The organism is Oceanibaculum nanhaiense, from assembly GCF_002148795.1.
GTDB classification, from domain to species: domain Bacteria; phylum Pseudomonadota; class Alphaproteobacteria; order Oceanibaculales; family Oceanibaculaceae; genus Oceanibaculum; species Oceanibaculum nanhaiense.
In genome coordinates, this window is sequence record NZ_MPOB01000001.1 from 368848 (window position 1) to 384563 (window position 15716).

16 protein-coding genes are annotated in these 15716 nt (G+C 64.0%); 8 read left to right on the top strand and 8 right to left on the bottom strand.

Features of this window, described 5'->3' with window-relative positions; translation table 11 throughout:
- Window positions 1-124: 124 nt before the first annotated feature.
- Window positions 125-904 carry a hypothetical protein gene (locus tag BKM74_RS01775; RefSeq protein WP_217895428.1) on the bottom strand — a complete coding sequence of 260 codons (780 nt, stop codon included), beginning with the start codon at window positions 902-904 and terminating at the stop codon, window positions 125-127.
- Window positions 843-1355, bottom strand: coding sequence for a DUF488 domain-containing protein (locus tag BKM74_RS01780; RefSeq protein WP_086463970.1), 513 nt, complete (start codon window positions 1353-1355; stop codon window positions 843-845). The genes BKM74_RS01775 and BKM74_RS01780 overlap by 62 nt, the downstream gene beginning before the upstream one ends.
- Window positions 1356-1608: 253 nt before the next feature.
- Between BKM74_RS01780 and secA the strand changes: the two genes are divergently transcribed.
- The gene (secA, locus tag BKM74_RS01785) at window positions 1609-4341 is read left to right on the top strand and encodes a preprotein translocase subunit SecA (protein WP_086463971.1); all 2733 of its coding nucleotides are present in this window, start codon (window positions 1609-1611) and stop codon (window positions 4339-4341) included.
- A gap of 233 nt (window positions 4342-4574) precedes the next feature.
- A complete protein-coding gene (locus BKM74_RS01790; RefSeq protein WP_086463972.1) occupies window positions 4575-4943 on the top strand; it encodes a hypothetical protein in 369 nt (122 codons plus the stop codon).
- A 15-nt stretch (window positions 4944-4958) separates the two neighbouring features.
- On the opposite strand, the gene BKM74_RS01795 is transcribed toward BKM74_RS01790, so the two are convergent.
- Window positions 4959-6188 carry a glycoside hydrolase 5 family protein gene (locus BKM74_RS01795; RefSeq protein ID WP_086463973.1) on the bottom strand — a complete coding sequence of 410 codons (1230 nt, stop codon included), beginning with the start codon at window positions 6186-6188 and terminating at the stop codon, window positions 4959-4961.
- A 97-nt stretch (window positions 6189-6285) separates the two neighbouring features.
- Here BKM74_RS01795 and BKM74_RS01800 point away from each other — a divergent pair, with 97 nt between their 5' ends.
- Window positions 6286-6999 (top strand): tellurite resistance TerB family protein, encoded by a 714-nt coding sequence (locus tag BKM74_RS01800; RefSeq protein ID WP_086464242.1) that lies wholly within the window; start codon window positions 6286-6288, stop codon window positions 6997-6999.
- 13 nt (window positions 7000-7012) lie between these two features.
- Here BKM74_RS01800 and BKM74_RS01805 read toward each other — a convergent pair whose 3' ends face one another.
- Both BKM74_RS01805 and BKM74_RS01810 read right to left on the bottom strand, forming a co-directional pair.
- Window positions 7013-8056 (bottom strand): histone deacetylase family protein, encoded by a 1044-nt coding sequence (locus BKM74_RS01805; protein WP_086463974.1) that lies wholly within the window; start codon window positions 8054-8056, stop codon window positions 7013-7015.
- Window positions 8056-9333, bottom strand: a complete 1278-nt coding sequence (locus BKM74_RS01810; protein ID WP_086463975.1) for an ArgE/DapE family deacylase — start codon at window positions 9331-9333, stop codon at window positions 8056-8058. Before BKM74_RS01810 ends, BKM74_RS01805 begins: the two co-directional genes overlap by 1 nt.
- Before the next feature lie 131 nt (window positions 9334-9464).
- Here BKM74_RS01810 and BKM74_RS01815 point away from each other — a divergent pair, with 131 nt between their 5' ends.
- Both BKM74_RS01815 and BKM74_RS01820 read left to right on the top strand, forming a co-directional pair.
- Complete coding sequence (locus BKM74_RS01815) at window positions 9465-10694, top strand: Zn-dependent hydrolase (protein ID WP_086463976.1); 1230 nt, start codon at window positions 9465-9467, stop codon at window positions 10692-10694.
- An 8-nt stretch (window positions 10695-10702) separates the two neighbouring features.
- Window positions 10703-11671 carry a GNAT family N-acetyltransferase gene (locus BKM74_RS01820; RefSeq protein WP_086463977.1) on the top strand — a complete coding sequence of 323 codons (969 nt, stop codon included), beginning with the start codon at window positions 10703-10705 and terminating at the stop codon, window positions 11669-11671.
- On the opposite strand, the gene BKM74_RS01825 is transcribed toward BKM74_RS01820, so the two are convergent.
- The gene (locus tag BKM74_RS01825; RefSeq protein ID WP_086464243.1) at window positions 11655-12107 is read right to left on the bottom strand and encodes a nucleoside deaminase; all 453 of its coding nucleotides are present in this window, start codon (window positions 12105-12107) and stop codon (window positions 11655-11657) included. The two genes, BKM74_RS01820 and BKM74_RS01825, sit on opposite strands and share 17 nt — an antisense overlap.
- 103 nt (window positions 12108-12210) lie before the next feature.
- Here BKM74_RS01825 and BKM74_RS01830 point away from each other — a divergent pair, with 103 nt between their 5' ends.
- Genes BKM74_RS01830 through rsmD form a run of 3 tightly spaced genes read left to right on the top strand, consistent with a single transcriptional unit; the run spans window position 12211 to window position 14337 of the window.
- The gene (locus BKM74_RS01830; RefSeq protein WP_086463978.1) at window positions 12211-12924 is read left to right on the top strand and encodes a gamma-glutamyl-gamma-aminobutyrate hydrolase family protein; all 714 of its coding nucleotides are present in this window, start codon (window positions 12211-12213) and stop codon (window positions 12922-12924) included.
- A complete protein-coding gene (locus BKM74_RS01835; RefSeq protein ID WP_086464244.1) occupies window positions 12924-13811 on the top strand; it encodes a pseudouridine synthase in 888 nt (295 codons plus the stop codon). The genes BKM74_RS01830 and BKM74_RS01835 overlap by 1 nt, the downstream gene beginning before the upstream one ends.
- A complete protein-coding gene (rsmD, locus tag BKM74_RS01840; protein ID WP_086463979.1) occupies window positions 13777-14337 on the top strand; it encodes a 16S rRNA (guanine(966)-N(2))-methyltransferase RsmD in 561 nt (186 codons plus the stop codon). The genes BKM74_RS01835 and rsmD overlap by 35 nt, the downstream gene beginning before the upstream one ends.
- Window positions 14338-14388: 51 nt before the next feature.
- Here rsmD and trxA read toward each other — a convergent pair whose 3' ends face one another.
- Window positions 14389-14709, bottom strand: a complete 321-nt coding sequence (trxA, locus tag BKM74_RS01845; RefSeq protein WP_086463980.1) for a thioredoxin TrxA — start codon at window positions 14707-14709, stop codon at window positions 14389-14391.
- 155 nt (window positions 14710-14864) lie between these two features.
- The gene (gene blaOXA / locus BKM74_RS01850) at window positions 14865-15701 is read right to left on the bottom strand and encodes a class D beta-lactamase (RefSeq protein WP_245825743.1); all 837 of its coding nucleotides are present in this window, start codon (window positions 15699-15701) and stop codon (window positions 14865-14867) included.
- Window positions 15702-15716 lie beyond the last annotated feature (15 nt).

Consider the following 15716-nt stretch of genomic DNA (forward strand, 5'->3'; position numbering starts at 1 on the left):
CGGAAGGCGCTTTACCGGGCTACTATATGTGGCCCTGCATACCAGAATGGAAGCCGGTCCGCGACCGTGCGCCGGATACCCTGATCTTATGTTGGAAGAGTGCGTTTTCAGAATGCAGTTATGATTAAAACAGACTGCCCTGAGCCTTTGCGCTTTCGGATAGTTTGTCGAGACGCAACACGCCGAGAAGTTGCCAGACTTGTGGGCGCTTGGCTTGGTTGCCAATAGCGAAGGCCATCCCGTTCTTGGGGTATTCTACGTTAAAAGTGTGGTCCATCCAGTCAAGCACCTCCTTCTCTGGTTGACCCCGGACAAGGCCGTTATAAAACATCGCGTGGGCTTCCCAGTCACCGTTTGTATAAGTGTGCTCAGCTTCATCATCTCGGAAGTGAAATTTGAACTCGTAGGGAGTGGGTTCGAGTGCCTCAAGTTCCTTATCAAGAAAGGACCACTGCTTTGCAGCCATGGCATAGGCTGCGCGTTCATCAGCTAAGGCTTCTGATGTCTTGCGCTTATAGAAAAACCGTGGATTGCAAGGTCGGATTAAAGCCAAAGATTGACCACGGCGTACAGCATCGCCAACGGATAGTAGGATTAGTGGGTTAAGAAGACGCGCTCTTTCTCTCACAGGCATTTTGCCAACAATCTCAATGCTGTCCTCTTCAACGCTGCAGCTTTCGAGACGTTTATCCTGTTTGGGGCGCCTATATTTGAATCTCACGACATCCCATCGTGAGAAGGCGGTTTCCCCTGCTAGATGGCGGTATCGTACAGGATATAGACGCTTCCACTGACCATCTAAGGTAATGCCGGCGCAGCAAACAGTTTCGCCATGCTTCTTGCTAGGCTGTGGCAGTGCCTTGACGAGGACTGTAACTTGGCAGTCGATGGGCGTTACGGACATATCTCTCCGGGGCATCGCCAAAGAGGTTCAGTACCTCAAAGCCGCAGGATTTCAGTTCCTCTGCAATGATAGACCGATGGCAATTCACCGGATCTCGTTCAAAGCATAATAGGCAAGTCGGCTGTTGTTCAGCTACTGCCGTTAGCTCCTTGAGGGATGACTGAGCGCCTTCAGAGTTGAGGTGTGTAGTATAAATAGCACGGAATACATCCTGTTGTCCCGCACGGGCAGCATCTCTACCGGGTTTGGGGTCGCCGAGAGGTTGAAAAGTTAAATATTCGATCCCTTCGGCTTCTAGGTGGGCTGCCAATGATTTTTTAGAAAAGCCCCTTTTTCGTGAATGGAGCACGGCTCTCACATCAGCGAGCCGTTGAATACCAACCGCTTTCAGAGTGGCGACAAATCGCTCAATGTCTGTTCCCTCGTAGCCGATGGTATACAGGATTTGCATGTCTTTCCCCCTCTGTTCGCCTGGGCATACACGCATTCGTGGCTTGCGTCATCCCTGCTAGGCCACACAATTTTGTGTGCATGCTGTGCACATTAGTGGCGGGTAAAGTTTTTCTGGAGCGGTGCCAACTGCCGGTCCGCGACCGTGCGCCGCTGCGCTTCGGGGGTGCCCGGCGTTGACAGTATTTGACGATGCCCCTATCTGTCAGCCACGCAGGCTCCCTTCTTTCTTCATGTACACCCCGAGGTCTCCCATGTTCGGCGCCATCGCCAGAAACTTGTTCGGCTCATCGAACGACCGCGTGGTCAAGCGCCTGCGGAAAAGGGTCGATGCGATCAACGTCCTGGAAGCGGAGCATCAGGCGCTGTCCGACGAAGCGCTGCGCGCCCGCACCGGCGAGTTCCGCAAGCGGCTGAGCGACGGCGAGACGCTGGACGACATCCTGCCGGAAGCCTTTGCCACGGTGCGCGAGGCATCCCGGCGCACGCTGGGCCTGCGCCCCTTCGACGTGCAGCTGATGGGCGGCATGGTGCTGCATGAGGGCATGATCAGCGAGATGAAGACCGGCGAGGGCAAGACCCTGGTCGCCACGCTGCCGGTCTATCTGAACGCGCTGTCGGGCAAGGGTGTGCATGTCGTCACGGTGAATGATTATCTGGCCAGCCGCGATGCCGCCTGGATGGGCCGGGTCTATAATTTCCTGGGCCTGTCGGTCGGGGTCATCAAGCATGGCATCGAGGAGGATGACCGCCGCGCCGCCTATGCCGCCGACGTGACCTACGGCACCAATAACGAGTTCGGCTTCGACTATCTGCGCGACAATATGAAGTTCCGGCTGGAGGACATGGTCCAGCGGGATTTCAACTATGCCATCGTCGATGAGGTCGACTCGATTCTGGTCGATGAGGCGCGCACGCCGCTCATCATCTCCGGCCCGGCCGAGGATTCCTCCGAGCTATACCGGGCGATGAACGTGCTGATCCCGAATCTGGCGCCTGAGGATTACGAGAAGGACGAGAAGCAGCGCGCCGTGTCGCTGACCGAGGCCGGCACCGAGAAGATTGAGCAGCTGCTGCGCGAGGCGGGCATGCTGACCCAGGGCGATCTTTACGACATCCACAATGTCTCGCTGGTTCATCACATGAACCAGGCGCTGCGTGCCCACAAGCTGTTCCAGCGCGATGTCGATTACATCGTGAAGAACGACAAGCTGGTCATCATCGACGAGTTCACCGGCCGCATGATGGAGGGCCGCCGCTATTCCGAAGGGCTGCATCAGGCGCTGGAAGCCAAGGAAGGCGTGACCATCCAGCAGGAAAACCAGACGCTGGCCTCGATCACCTTCCAGAATTATTTCCGGCTCTATCCGAAGCTGGCCGGCATGACCGGCACGGCGATGACCGAGGCGGCGGAGTTCGCGGAGATCTATGGGCTGGAAGTGGTCGAGATGCCGACCAACGTGCCGATGGCCCGCAAGGATGCCGACGACGAGGTCTATCGCAGCCAGCGCGAGAAGTTCGACGGCATCATCGAGCTGGTGCGCGACTGCCAGGAGCGCAAGCAGCCGGTGCTGGTCGGCACCGTTTCCATCGAGAAGTCGGAAATGCTGGCCGAGGCGCTGAAGGCCAAGGGCATCACGCATGAGGTGCTGAACGCGCGCTATCACGAGCAGGAAGCCTTCATCATCTCGCAGGCCGGCCGGCCGGGCGCTGTCACCATCGCCACCAACATGGCCGGTCGCGGCACCGATATTCAGCTCGGCGGCAATCTGGAAATGGCCTTGGCCGCCCGCCTGCAGGGGGTCGAGGACGAGGCGGAGATCGCCCGCATCACCGCGGCGGTGACGGCGGAGGTCGAGGAAGGCCAGCGCATCGTAAAGGAGGCCGGCGGTCTCTATGTGGTCGGCACCGAGCGGCATGAGAGCCGCCGCATCGACAACCAGCTGCGCGGCCGTTCCGGCCGTCAGGGCGATCCTGGCGCGTCCAAGTTCTTCCTGGCGCTCGACGACGATCTGATGCGCATCTTCGGCTCCGAGCGGATGGAAGGCATGCTGCAGAAGCTGGGGCTGAAGGAAGGCGAGGCCATCGTCCATCCCTGGATCAACAAGGCGCTGGAGAAGGCGCAGCAGAAGGTCGAGGCGCGCAACTTCGAGATTCGCAAGCAGCTGCTGAAATACGACGATGTGATGAATGACCAGCGCAAGGTCATCTACGAGCAGCGCAAGGAGATCATGCGCGCCAAGGAGGTGCAGCAGATCATCCTCGATATGCGCCACGAGGTGGTGGAGGATCTGGTCGCTTCCTGCATTCCCGCCAACGCCTATGCCGAGCAGTGGGAAGTGGATCGGCTGCATCAGGAGGTCGCCCGCCTGTTCAACCTCGACCTGCCGGTCCAGGACTGGGCGAAGGAAGAGGGCATCGCCGACCAGGAGATCCGCGAGCGCATCATCAGCGCCGTGGACCGCAAGATGGCGGAGAAGGTGGCGAATTACGGCGCCGACATCATGCGCATGGCGGAAAAGAGCCTGCTGCTGCAGATCCTCGACCAGTGCTGGAAGGATCATCTGCTGCAGCTCGATCATCTGCGCCAGGGCGTATCTCTGCGCGCCTATGCCCAGAAGGACCCGCTGAACGAGTACAAGCGCGAGGCCTTCCTGCTGTTCGACGGGCTGTTGAGCCGCCTGCGCGAGACCGTGGTGTCGGTGCTGGCCCATGTCGAGATGCGGGTGAACCGGCCGGAGGATATGCAGCCCCAGCCGCAGGAAATGCACGAGACGCGCCACGATCCGGCGATGGACGAGCTGGTTGGCGCCGATGGCGAGCCTGCCCCCGCTGGATTCTCGGGCGGTGCCGATCTGCCGGCCCGGCGTATGGCGGCGGCCATCGATCCGAACGATCCGTCCAGCTGGGGCAAGGTGCAGCGCAATGCGCTCTGCCCCTGCGGTTCAGGCAAGAAGTTCAAGCATTGTCATGGGCAGATCGCGTAGGCGGGGTATTCTGATACAGTACAATTTGCGCAGAATCAGAATCGCGTGAGTCCGTCAAGTTTTTTCTTGATTATGTTTAAGGGAAAATTAATACTGATTTGTCGATAGGCAACCCAGAATGGGGACGCAACGTGTTGGTACCGTCAGTAGCGACGTTGGAAAACATCTCTCCGGCCGGATTTTCCGGGCGGGGCGATAGCGATTCCAGCCCCGCTACCTATCAGCCGGAACCTTTGCCGACACAGATCGCCTACAGTTCCACGCGGCTGTCCTACGATTCTGAAATCCGGCGTCTGTTCTTCCAGTATCGCGATACCGAGACCGGCGAAATCCAGCGCGAGATTCCGTCGCGCGAAGCCATGAAGGTCTATGAGCAGCGCGAACAGCGCCGGGAAGAGGCACGCCAGGTCGATACGACCGACGAAGCCGCCGCCACTGGTGCTGGCACTGGCAGCCGTCAGCTGGAGGTGCGGGTCATCAGTGGTGAACCGGCAAGTCAGCAGCGTGCCGCGACGCCGGCGACCGGGGCTGAGTCCGAGGGCGAAGGCCCGTCTGCCGACACCGGATCTTCCCGCGGCATCACGACCGACCAGCTCGTCTAACTTTTTTCCGCTCTTCTACTCCACCCGGAACGGCAGATTGCCGGCCGCTGCCGCGCCCTTGCCGTCGCGCACGGTGACATAGAGCCTGTAGGCGCCGGGGGCGAGGCCACCCAGCGTGACCGCATTGTTGGCCGCTGCACGTATCGCTTGCGGGAAGCGTCGCAATTCCGGCTCGGCGTCCCCGGCTTTCAGCAGCGTTTGCTGCTCCTCCATGATTTCCCATTCCACGATCAGCGAATCCCCGTCCGGATCGCTGGCGTCCAGCCGCGCCACGATCTCCCGGCCCGGCGCGATGACATCGCTGTTGGCGAAGGCCAGCGCGGCGATGCGCGGCGCGCGGTTGCCGCCGGGCGTCCTGCCACCCCAGGCGGCGGCCATGATCTCCGCGCTCTGCTGCCACTCGCCGGTCGGCAGCAACAGGCTGTGCCAGGTGTGGGTTACCTCCTGCTTCCAGCCCCACAGGAACAGGATCTGCCCGGCGCTGTCCGGGCCGATGGCGGAAAGCTGCTTTTCCAGCAGCGTCGCCTTCTGCGTGCTGGTCGGTTCAATGGCGGCGCCCCAGCCGGTCTTCGGCGCCTGCCACTGGCCGATGGCGCCCAGCTCGGTCAGGATCAGCGGGCCGGTCCAGCCCTGCGCCCGCACGCGCGCCGGCACGCTCGGTACGCTCTCGCCATAGGAATTGATGCCCAGCACGTCGATGCTGGGGGCCTGGGCTTTCAGCTTCGCCACCTTGTCCGTGCCGGTTTCCGCCAGCACCGCCAGGGTGGGGTGATCGGGATCGAGCGACTTCACCAGCCGCGCCGCCTCCTCAATGGCCGGCCAGACCTGGCTGTCGTCCGTCAGCTCCGACTCGACCTCATTGCCGATGCCCCACATCAGCAGGGCGGGATGGTCCTTGTGCGCCAGCACGAAGTCCCGCAGCCGGGCCATTTGCGGTTCGACATGGGCGGGATTGGCGTAATCGAAGCCGCGCCTTGGATGTTCCAGCCAGAACCCCAGGATGACCTTCAGCCCCAGCCGCTGTGCTGCGTCCAGCACATCCTCGCCATTATCGCCATAGGTGCGGATGGTGGTGACGCTGAGGCCGGGCAGCATGTCGAGATTGCCCCAGCCGGCCACGCCATGCGCCTGGAAGGGCTTGCCGTCCACCAGCAGGCGCGTGCCCTCGACACGGACATCCGCGCGGGCCGGAAGCGCGGCGACCAGAAGCAGAATCAGCAGCGGCAGGACAAGGCGGATCGGCATGGGGGCTCCGGCTTTGATGGTCTTTTCGGGGCAGGCGTTGAACCTGGTACCGCCCTTCCTATCTGAACGGAGCAAATCAGCGAAGTGTGGAGAAATGATGGACCCGACGAAATTCCTCGACCAGTTCCTTGGCGGTGACTCGAAAGCGAAACTGCAACAGGCTGGCGGCGCCGCGAAACAGCAGTTCGACCGCATGGGCGGCATGGGCGGTTTCGCTGGTGGAGCCGCGGCTGGCGGCCTGGCCGGGCTGCTGCTGGGCAACAAGAAGGTCCGTAAGATGGCCGGCGGCGTTGTCGGCTATGGTGGGGCCGCGGCGCTGGGTGCGCTGGCCTTCAAGGCCTATCAGAACTGGCAGGAGGGCAAGCAGGCGGCTTCCGCGCCGGCGGCAACCGAGGCCGATATGCCGAGGACCGAGGCGCGCTTCCTGCCGGACGCGGCACCCGCCGCCACCGGCGAGCCGTTCCAGCTGTCGCTGATCCGCGCCATGATCGGCGCGGCCAAGGCCGACGGCCATGTCGATGCGGCGGAGCAGAAGCTGCTGTTCGAGCAGGTGGATCGCATGGGTCTGGACGCCGAGGCCAAGGGCTTCGTCTTCGATACGCTGGCCAAGCCCACGGGCCTCTCGGAGATCGCCGCTGCCGCCCGCACGCAGGAACAGGCGGCAGAGCTCTATCTTGTCTCCCGCCTTGCCATCGATCCCGACCATCCGGCGGAGAAGGTCTATCTGGAGGCACTGGCCCACCGGCTGAGCCTGCCGGTGGAGCTCGTCGCCCATCTCGACCGCCAGGCGGAAACCGGCTTGTCGGCGTAGCGGGGGAGGGCGCTTACCGCGCCCCGAACCCTTTCAGGAAGCTGGCGAGATTGTCGCCCAGGATATCGGACGGGTAGCCGCCTTCCTGCACCAGCACGCTGGGCAGGCCGAGCCCGGCGATGGTGCTGGCGATGCGTCCGAAGCCCGGCGTGGTGATGTGGAAGAAGCGCAAAGGATCGGCCTCCGATGCATCCAGCCCCAGAGCCACCACCAGCGCGCCCGGCTGGAACGCCCTGATGGCCGCAAGCGCCGGTTCCAGCGCTTCAAGGTAAGCATCGTCGCTGGTGCCCTGCGGCAGCGGGATGTTCAGATTGCAACCGGTGCCGATACCCTCGCCGCGTTCGTCGTCGAAGCCCGTGTACCAGGGGTAGAAGCTGGTCGGGTCGCCATGCAGCGAGACCGTCAGCACATCGTCGCGGCCGTAGAAGATGCCCTGCGTGCCGTTGCCGTGATGCACATCGACATCGAGGATCGCCACCCGGCCGAATTTTGCCAGCAACGCCTGGGCGGCAATCGCGCTGTTGTTCAGGAAGCAGAAGCCACCCGACAGATCGTGATAGGCGTGATGCCCCGGCGGTCGGCACAGCGCATAGGCCGCGCTGGCCCCCGCCTCGACATGGGATGCTGCCGCCAGCGCACTCTGCGCCGACCAGTACACGCCTTCCCAGGTGCCGGCGCCGATCGGGCAGGCGGTGTCGGTTGTGTAATAGCCGACGCGCGACACGATGGAGGCCTTTGCGCTTATACCGCGCGTATCCGCCATGTGCCGGCTGGGATGCACGTTCGGCGTGATCTCCGCCGAGGCATTGGGCAGGGCCGACCAGTCGGCATGCGCGGTCTTCAGGAAATCGACATAGCCGTCATCGTGGATGGCGCGGATCGGCGCTTCCCCACGATCTTCCGGCGCGCGGACGTCATGGCCGGCGGCCTTCGCCGATTTCAGGAAGACGTGCGCGCGCTCGGCCTGTTCCGGGCTTTGCGTCACCTGGCCCCGGAAGATGAAAGTCCTTGGGTCGTGGCGTTCCTGCTGCGGGGCGTAGAAGACGGGAATGGACATCAGGCCGCCTTCTCCACACCGCACCAGTCGGCGATGAACAGCGCCACCGACTGCGTGACCTTACGGATGGAATCGATGCTCACGCGCTCGTCGAAGCCGTGGATTTCCGTCGATTTCGGGCCATAGACCATGGCCGGGATATTGGCGTAGAGGCCATAGAAGCGGGCATCGGTCGTGCCGGTGAAGATGCGCTTCTGCAATTCCTCGCCATAGACCGTCTTGTGGCAGCTCTTCAGCAGATCCTGGCCTTCCTCGCCGCCTTCCAGGATGTACCCTTCGGCCTGGAAGCCGTGATAGACGATCTGCGGCGGGTTGTTGGCGAGGAAAGTGCTCTTGCGTGCAGCACCGGCCACCGTCTCCTCGACGGCGCGGCGGACATCGGCCAGATCCTGCCCCGGATAGCAGGAAATCCGCATGTCGAAGGTGCACCAGGCCGGCACCGAGCTGGTCCAGTCGCCGCCCTCGATCTTCGAGACCACGAAATTGATCGGGTGCTCCTCGTCATGGAACATCGGATGTCGGTCCTTGTTCCATTCCGCTTCCAGCCCGTGCAGCGCCTCGATGATCGGGAAGCAGGCCTCGATGGCGTTGGAGCCGCTGCCGGCATAGGCGACATGGGCTGGCCGGCCGCGCACCTTCACCTGGAACCACATGACGCCGACCTGGGCGGAACCCAGCCGGTCGCCCGAGGGTTCGGTGATGATCGCGGTGTCGGCGCGGTAGCCGCGCTGCAGGCAGGCCAGCGCGCCATTGCCGGTGCATTCCTCTTCCACCACCGACTGGAAATGGATGTCGCCGGCCGGGGCCAGGCCAATCCGCTTCAGCGCATCGAGGGCGTAAAGATTGATCGCCAGCCCGGCCTTCATATCGCCGGCACCACGGCCATACAGCCAGTCGCCATCGACATAGGAATCGAAGGGCGGGCGCGTCCACATATCCAGCGGGCCGGTCGGCACCACGTCGATATGGCCGTTCAGGATCAGCGACTTGCCCTTGGCGTTGCTGGGTCGGTGCGAGCCGACGACGTTCCAGGCATCGTCATAGGAGATATGGACCGGCGAGAAACCCGGCAGGTTCTGGATATCCTCGATATTGATCTTCCAACGATCGACGGTCAGGCCGCGCTCGCGCATCGAGCGCGCCATGAAATCCTGCGCCGTCGCTTCCTGGCCGCGCAGCGAGGGCAGCCGCACCAGCTCCGCCGTATAGTCGATCTGCTCCTGAAGCCCGTCATCGACCGCTTTCATGATCTTTGTCGTCAGTTCGGTATCGGGCATCGCCATCTCCTGTTCGCTTATGCTTGGCTGCTGTGGATGTTGTGAGTATCAGTGACAAGTAGAACAGATGCAACGTGGCACAGCACAGGGTAGGCTGGCACGTGGCGCAGGACAAACAGGGAAGCGGTGCGATGAAGAATATCCAGATCAGGGGCGACCGGCTGTGGGACAGCCTGATGGAGATGGCGAAGATCGGCGCGACCGAGAAGGGCGGCAATTGCCGCCTGGCGGCCAGCGATCTGGATAAGGAAGGCCGCGACCTGTTCGTGCGCTGGTGCAAGGAAGCCGGCTGCACCGTCACGGTGGATGCCATCGGCAATATCTTCGCCCGCCGCCCCGGCAAGAATAACGATCTGCCGCCGGTGATGACCGGCAGCCATCTCGACACCCAGCCGACCGGCGGCCGCTTCGACGGCGTCTATGGCGTGCTGGCGGGGCTGGAGGTCGTGCGCACGCTGAACGATGCCGGTATCGAGACCGAGGCACCGGTCGAGGTGGTGGTCTGGACCAATGAGGAAGGCTCGCGCTTCTCCCCGGCGATGATGGGCTCCGGCGTGTTTGCCGGGGTGTTCCCGCTGGAGGAGATCCAGGCAAAGCAGGATATTGATGGGCTGAAGCTGGGCGACGAGCTGCGCCGCATCGGCTATGAGGGCACCGCCCCGATGGGCAAGCCCGTGAAGGCCTATTTCGAGGCGCATATCGAGCAGGGGCCGATCCTCGAGGCGGAGAAGAAGCCGGTCGGCATCGTCACCGGCGCACAGGGCCAGCGCTGGTATGAGGTCACGGTGGTGGGGCAGGAGGCGCATGCCGGCCCGACGCCGATGGCGCGCCGCCGCGACGCGCTGGTCGGCGCCTCGCGCATGATCCAGGAGGTCAACCGCATCGGCCTCGCCAACCAGCCCTATGCCTGCGCCACGGTCGGCTTCATGCAGGTCAGCCCGAATTCGCGCAACGTGATCCCCGGCCGTGTGTTCTTTGCGGTCGATTTCCGCCATCCCGACGATGCCGTCCTGACCAAGATGGACAGCGAGCTGCGCGCGGCGTGCACGAGGATCGCACAGGAAGCCGGGCTGGAGGTCGAGGTCAGCGAGTTCTGGTATTTCCCGCCGACGCCGTTCGACGCGAAATGCGTCGCCGCCGTGCGCGAGGGCGCGAAGCTCTATGGCTACGAGCATATGGAGATCGTCTCCGGCGCGGGCCATGACGCGGTCTATATGGCGAAGGTGGCACCCACCGGCATGATCTTCGTGCCCTGCGAAGACGGCATCAGCCACAATGAGGTGGAGAACGCCGATCCGAAGGATCTGGAGGCCGGCGGCAATGTGCTGCTGCACGCCATGCTGGAACGCGCGCAGGGTTGATCCTGAGGATGGTGTTGCGCCCCGCCAGGACCGAGGAGTGTGCGGCGCTCACCGATCTGGTGCTGCGCTCCAAGGCGCATTGGGGCTACAGCGACGCCTTCATGGAATCCTGCCGGGACGAGCTGGCGGTCACGCCGGAACGGCTGGCCGTCCAGCCCTGCTTCGTGCTGGAACGGGACGGGCGGCCCGCCGGCATCTGGGCGCTCGACCTGTCCGATAGCGTGCCGGAGGTGGCGCTGATGTTCGCCGACCCGGCGGTCATCGGCGGCGGCGTGGGGCGCCTGCTCTGGCAGCATATGGCGGCCGAACTGCGCCGCAGGGGCCATGACCGCGTACAGCTGGATGCCGACCCGAATGCGGAGCCGTTCTACGAACGCGTGGGCTGCCGGCAGATCGGCACGAACGCCTCGCCTTCGACGGGCCGCATCCTGAAACGCTACGAGGCCGATGCGTCGCTGGTGCTGACGACGAAGCGGCTCATTCTGCGCTGTTACGCGCCCGGCGAGGATGAGGCGCTCTATCCGATCATGAGCGATCCCGTCACCATGCGCTTCTGGCCGCAGCCCTATGACCGGGCTGGGGTTGCCGGCTGGGTCAATCGCTGGATCGAGTCCTATGCCGAGAACGGCTATGGCCGCTGGGCGATGCTCGACCGGGAAACCGGGCAGCGGATCGGCGATGCCGGGCTGATCCGCACCGTGCTGATGGGGCAGGAGGTCATCGATCTCGGCTACATCATCCACAATCCCTATTGGCGGCAGGGCTATGCGGTGGAGGCCGCCGCCGCGATCCGCGACCACAGCTTCGATGTGCTGGGCCTGCCCCGGCTGGTCGCCAATATGGCGCATGATCATGCGGGTTCGGCACGCGTCGCGGAGAAGATCGGCATGGCGAAGGTGGCGGAATTCGACAATCCGCGGAACCGCAACATCCGCACCTTCTTTTATGCGCTGGATAATCCTAACGCCGGTCCCTGAAGAAGCCGCGCAGCAGGTCCGCCGCCTCGCGCTCGCCGATGCCGCCATAGGTTTCCGGCGCGTGATGGCAGGTCGGCTGGCCGAACAGGCGCGGCCCATGCTCGACCGCGCCGCCCTTCGGATCATAGGCCGCGAAATAGAGCCGCCTGATGCGCGCCATGCTGATTGCCTGGGCGCACATGGCGCAGGGTTCCAGCGTCACATAGAGGTCGCAGTCCGGCAGGCGCGGCTCGCCCGCAATCCGGCAGGCTTCGCGGATCGCCAGCAGCTCGGCATGGGCGGTGGGGTCGCGGTCGGTCTCCACGCGGTTATGCGCGCGGACGAGGATCTCGCCGCCGCGCACCAGCACGGCGCCGACCGGCACCTCGCCCTCGGCCGCCGCCTGTCGCGCCTCGTCCAGCGCTGCTGCCATGAACCCGTTGGTTTCCGCAATCATCGCCGGACCCTGCCGCGCGGTCCCGGTCCCGTCAAGCGCGCCCATTGCCCGTTCCGGGCTTTGCGCCTACTCTCCGGCCAAGAATGACACCCTGGATGCACGCATGAAACAGCCCCTCATCGGCCTGACCCTCGATTCCGAGGAGCCGGGCGGATACTCCAAATTTCCCTGGTACGCGATCCGGCAGAATTACTGCGCCGCCGTGGTGCGGGCCGGCGGGCTGCCGCTGGCCCTGCCGCATGAGGTGGATCAGGTCGGGCGCTATCTCGATCTGCTCGACGGGCTCATCGTGACAGGCGGCGCGTTCGACGTCGATCCGGCCCTGTTTGGCGCCAAGGCACGGCATGCCAGCGTCACCACCAAGGACCGCCGCACCGCGTTCGAGATGGGCATGGTAAAGGGCGCGCTGGAGCGCGACATGCCGATTCTCGGCATCTGCGGTGGCGAGCAGCTGCTGGCAGTGGCCCTGGGTGGTACGCTGATCCAGCACATCCCGGACGAGATCGAGGCTGCGCTGGCCCATGAACAGCCGAATCCGCGCGACGAGCCGGGCCATCATGTGACGGTCACGCCGGGCACCCTGCTGCATGGTATCTGCGGCGGCGAGACGCTGCTGCATGTGAACAGCGCGCATCACCAGGCGGTAAAGGATGTGCCGCCGGAGATCGTGGTGAACGCGCATGCGCCGGACGGCGTCATCGAGGGCATCGAGGATCCGAAGCGCCGCTTCTGTTTGGGCGTGCAGTGGCATCCGGAATTCTCCATCAGCAGCGGCGACGACAGGATATTCGACGCCTTCATCGCGGCGTGCCGCTGATGGAGGAGGTTCCGGTAAAAGAGGGTGCCAGGGATGGGGAGCGTATCGCCAAGCGCATCGCGCGCGCCGGCGTGTGTTCCCGCCGCGATGCCGAGAAGCTGATCGCCGAGCGCCGCGTTTCCGTCGATGGCAAGATGATCGATACGCCGGCCACCATCGTGACGGCGGCCAGCCGCATCGTGGTGGATGGCAAGCCGCTGCCGGCGGTGGAGCCGACACGGCTGTTCCGTTATCACAAGCCGGACGGGCTGGTGACCACGCATAAGGACCCGGAAGGGCGCCCGACGATCTTCCAGGCGCTGCCGCCGGGCCTGCCGCGGCTGATTTCCATCGGGCGGCTCGATTTGACTTCCGAGGGGCTGCTGCTGCTGACCAATGACGGCGCGCTGGCCCGCAAGCTGGAACTGCCGGCGACCGGCTGGGTGCGGCGCTACCGGGTGCGCGTGCATGGACGGGTGGATGAAGCGGAACTGGCGAAGCTGGCCAAGGGCGTCACCGTGGATGGCCTGCGCTATGGCCCCATCGAGGCAGTGCTGGAACGCGCGCAGGGCGGCGCCAATGCCTGGATCGCGGTTTCCTTGCGCGAGGGCAAGAACCGCGAAATCCGCAAGGTCATGGAGCATATGGGCCTGCCGGTCACCCGGCTGATCCGCGTCGCCTATGGCCCGTTTCAGCTTGGCCATCTGGAACGCGGCCAGGTCGAGGAAGTGCAGGCCAAGGTGCTGCGCGAACAGATGGGCGACAAGGCCAAGGGCGACCGCACCGGCCATGCGCGGGCAAAGCCGAAACCGAAGCGGGGCGTAAGCCCGAAGCGGGAAGAATCACAGCGGGAAGAACCAAAGCGGAAAGAAAATGCGGATCGTCGCCGGACGCCATCGCGGCGCTAGGCTGGAGGCGCCGCCGGGCGAGGCGACGCGGCCGACCTCGGACCGCGCCCGGCAGGCGCTGTTCGATACGCTGACCGGCGGTCGTTTCGACATCGATCTGGATGATGCCATCGTGCTCGACCTGTTTGCCGGCACCGGTGCGCTGGGGCTGGAGGCGCTCTCCCGTGGTGCTGCGCGGGCCATCTTCGTCGAGAAGGATCGGGCGGCGCTGGCGGTGCTGAACCGCAACATCGCGCATCTGAAGGCGGATGACCGTTCGCTGGTGCTGGCGCTGGATGCGACGCGGCTGGGCCGTGCCCGTGAGGCCGCTAGCCTGGTGTTGATGGATCCGCCCTACCGGCAGGGTCTGGCCGGCCCGGCCCTGCAGGCGCTGCTTGCCGGCGGCTGGCTGGCGCCGGGCGCGCTGATCGTGGTTGAGCAGGCGAAGGACGAGGCGCTGGAATTGCCGCCGGGATTCGATTTGCTGGAGGACCGCCGCTACGGCGCCGCGCGCTTCCTGTTCCTGCGGCAGGCTGTGCCTGAATGAACAAAGCCCCGGCGGATGCCGGGGCTTTGCGGTTTCAGCGGTTAGGCTGGGTCAGATATTCGATTCGACCCACTGGAACAGGGCGCTTTTTGGCATGGCGCCGATCTTGGTGGCGGCGACCTGGCCGTTCTTGAACAGCATCAGGGTCGGGATGCCGCGCACACCGTATTTCTGCGGGGTTGAGGGATTCTCGTCGATGTTCAGCTTGGCGATGGTGACCTTGCCGCCCATCTCGCCGGCCAGTTCGTCGAGGATCGGCGCGATCATCTTGCACGGGCCGCACCATTCGGCCCAGAAATCCACCACCACCGGCTTGTCGGCGTTCAGGACGTCGGTCTCGAAGGAGTTGTCGGTAACCTTCGTCGTACTCATGCGTTTAGCCCTTTATCTATTTCAGGTGCCGAAGTGGCATCCTTTTGGCCGGGAAAGAGAGCGCGCCCGGACGGAAAAACGAATTCGACCTCGAATCTAGGAAGGCGCGGGGCAACGGTCAAGCGACGCCGTTCCTCCAGTGCCGAATCCGCCCATCACTTCATCGTTTCCGAGGCGAGAAGAATGGGCAGATCGGCCAGCATTGTATCACGTGCCGCAAAGCTGGCCGGCCCTTCGCGCGGCCCGTCATCCTCCAGCAGCCGGGCGAAAATTATCCGGCGGCCCTGCTTTTCCGCCCAGCCGACGAACCAGCCGATCTGGCGCGCCTCGTCCAGGCTGCCATCGGCCCGGCGCTGCAGGCCGTTGCCGGTCTTGCCCCGCACGACCCAGTCATCGGCGACCGTGAAGACAGGCTGCACGGCCACCGCGAGCGCCTGCGCTTCGGCACTGACCGGTAATTCGCCCCGCCCGAGCCGGCCGAGAAAGCCGATCTGCGCCATCGGCGAAATCTTCAGGGAGGAGGACAGCCAGGCCCGGCTCAACCCATTATCCTTGCCGGGATCGCCGCTAACGTCGCGATTGCCATAGGTCAGCGCATCGACAGAACTGCTGAATCGTTCCATGCCCAGCTTGCGGGTCAGATCCTGCGAATACCAGACGACGGAATACTGCATCCAGCGTGTCGGGTCGGTGGTGTGGCGCCAGGGTTCAAGCGAGACATTCAGCGCCGGATCATAGGGGATGGCCGGGGCATGGGCATCCTTCAGCAGGCCCGAATCGAAGCCGATCACGGCCAGCGCAATCTTGAAGGTGGAAAACGGGCTGACCGGCTTGTCGCAGGACGGGCCGTCACGGAAAAGGACGGCATCCGTTGCCGCATCGGCGATCACGGTGCAGGTCGGACTGTTCGAGGCAGGCGCGGCAAAGGCGGGCGTGGCAAAGGCAGGCAGGGCCAGCAGCAGGCCGACCGCCGATAAAAGAAAACGACGCATGGAAAGGCTCACGGA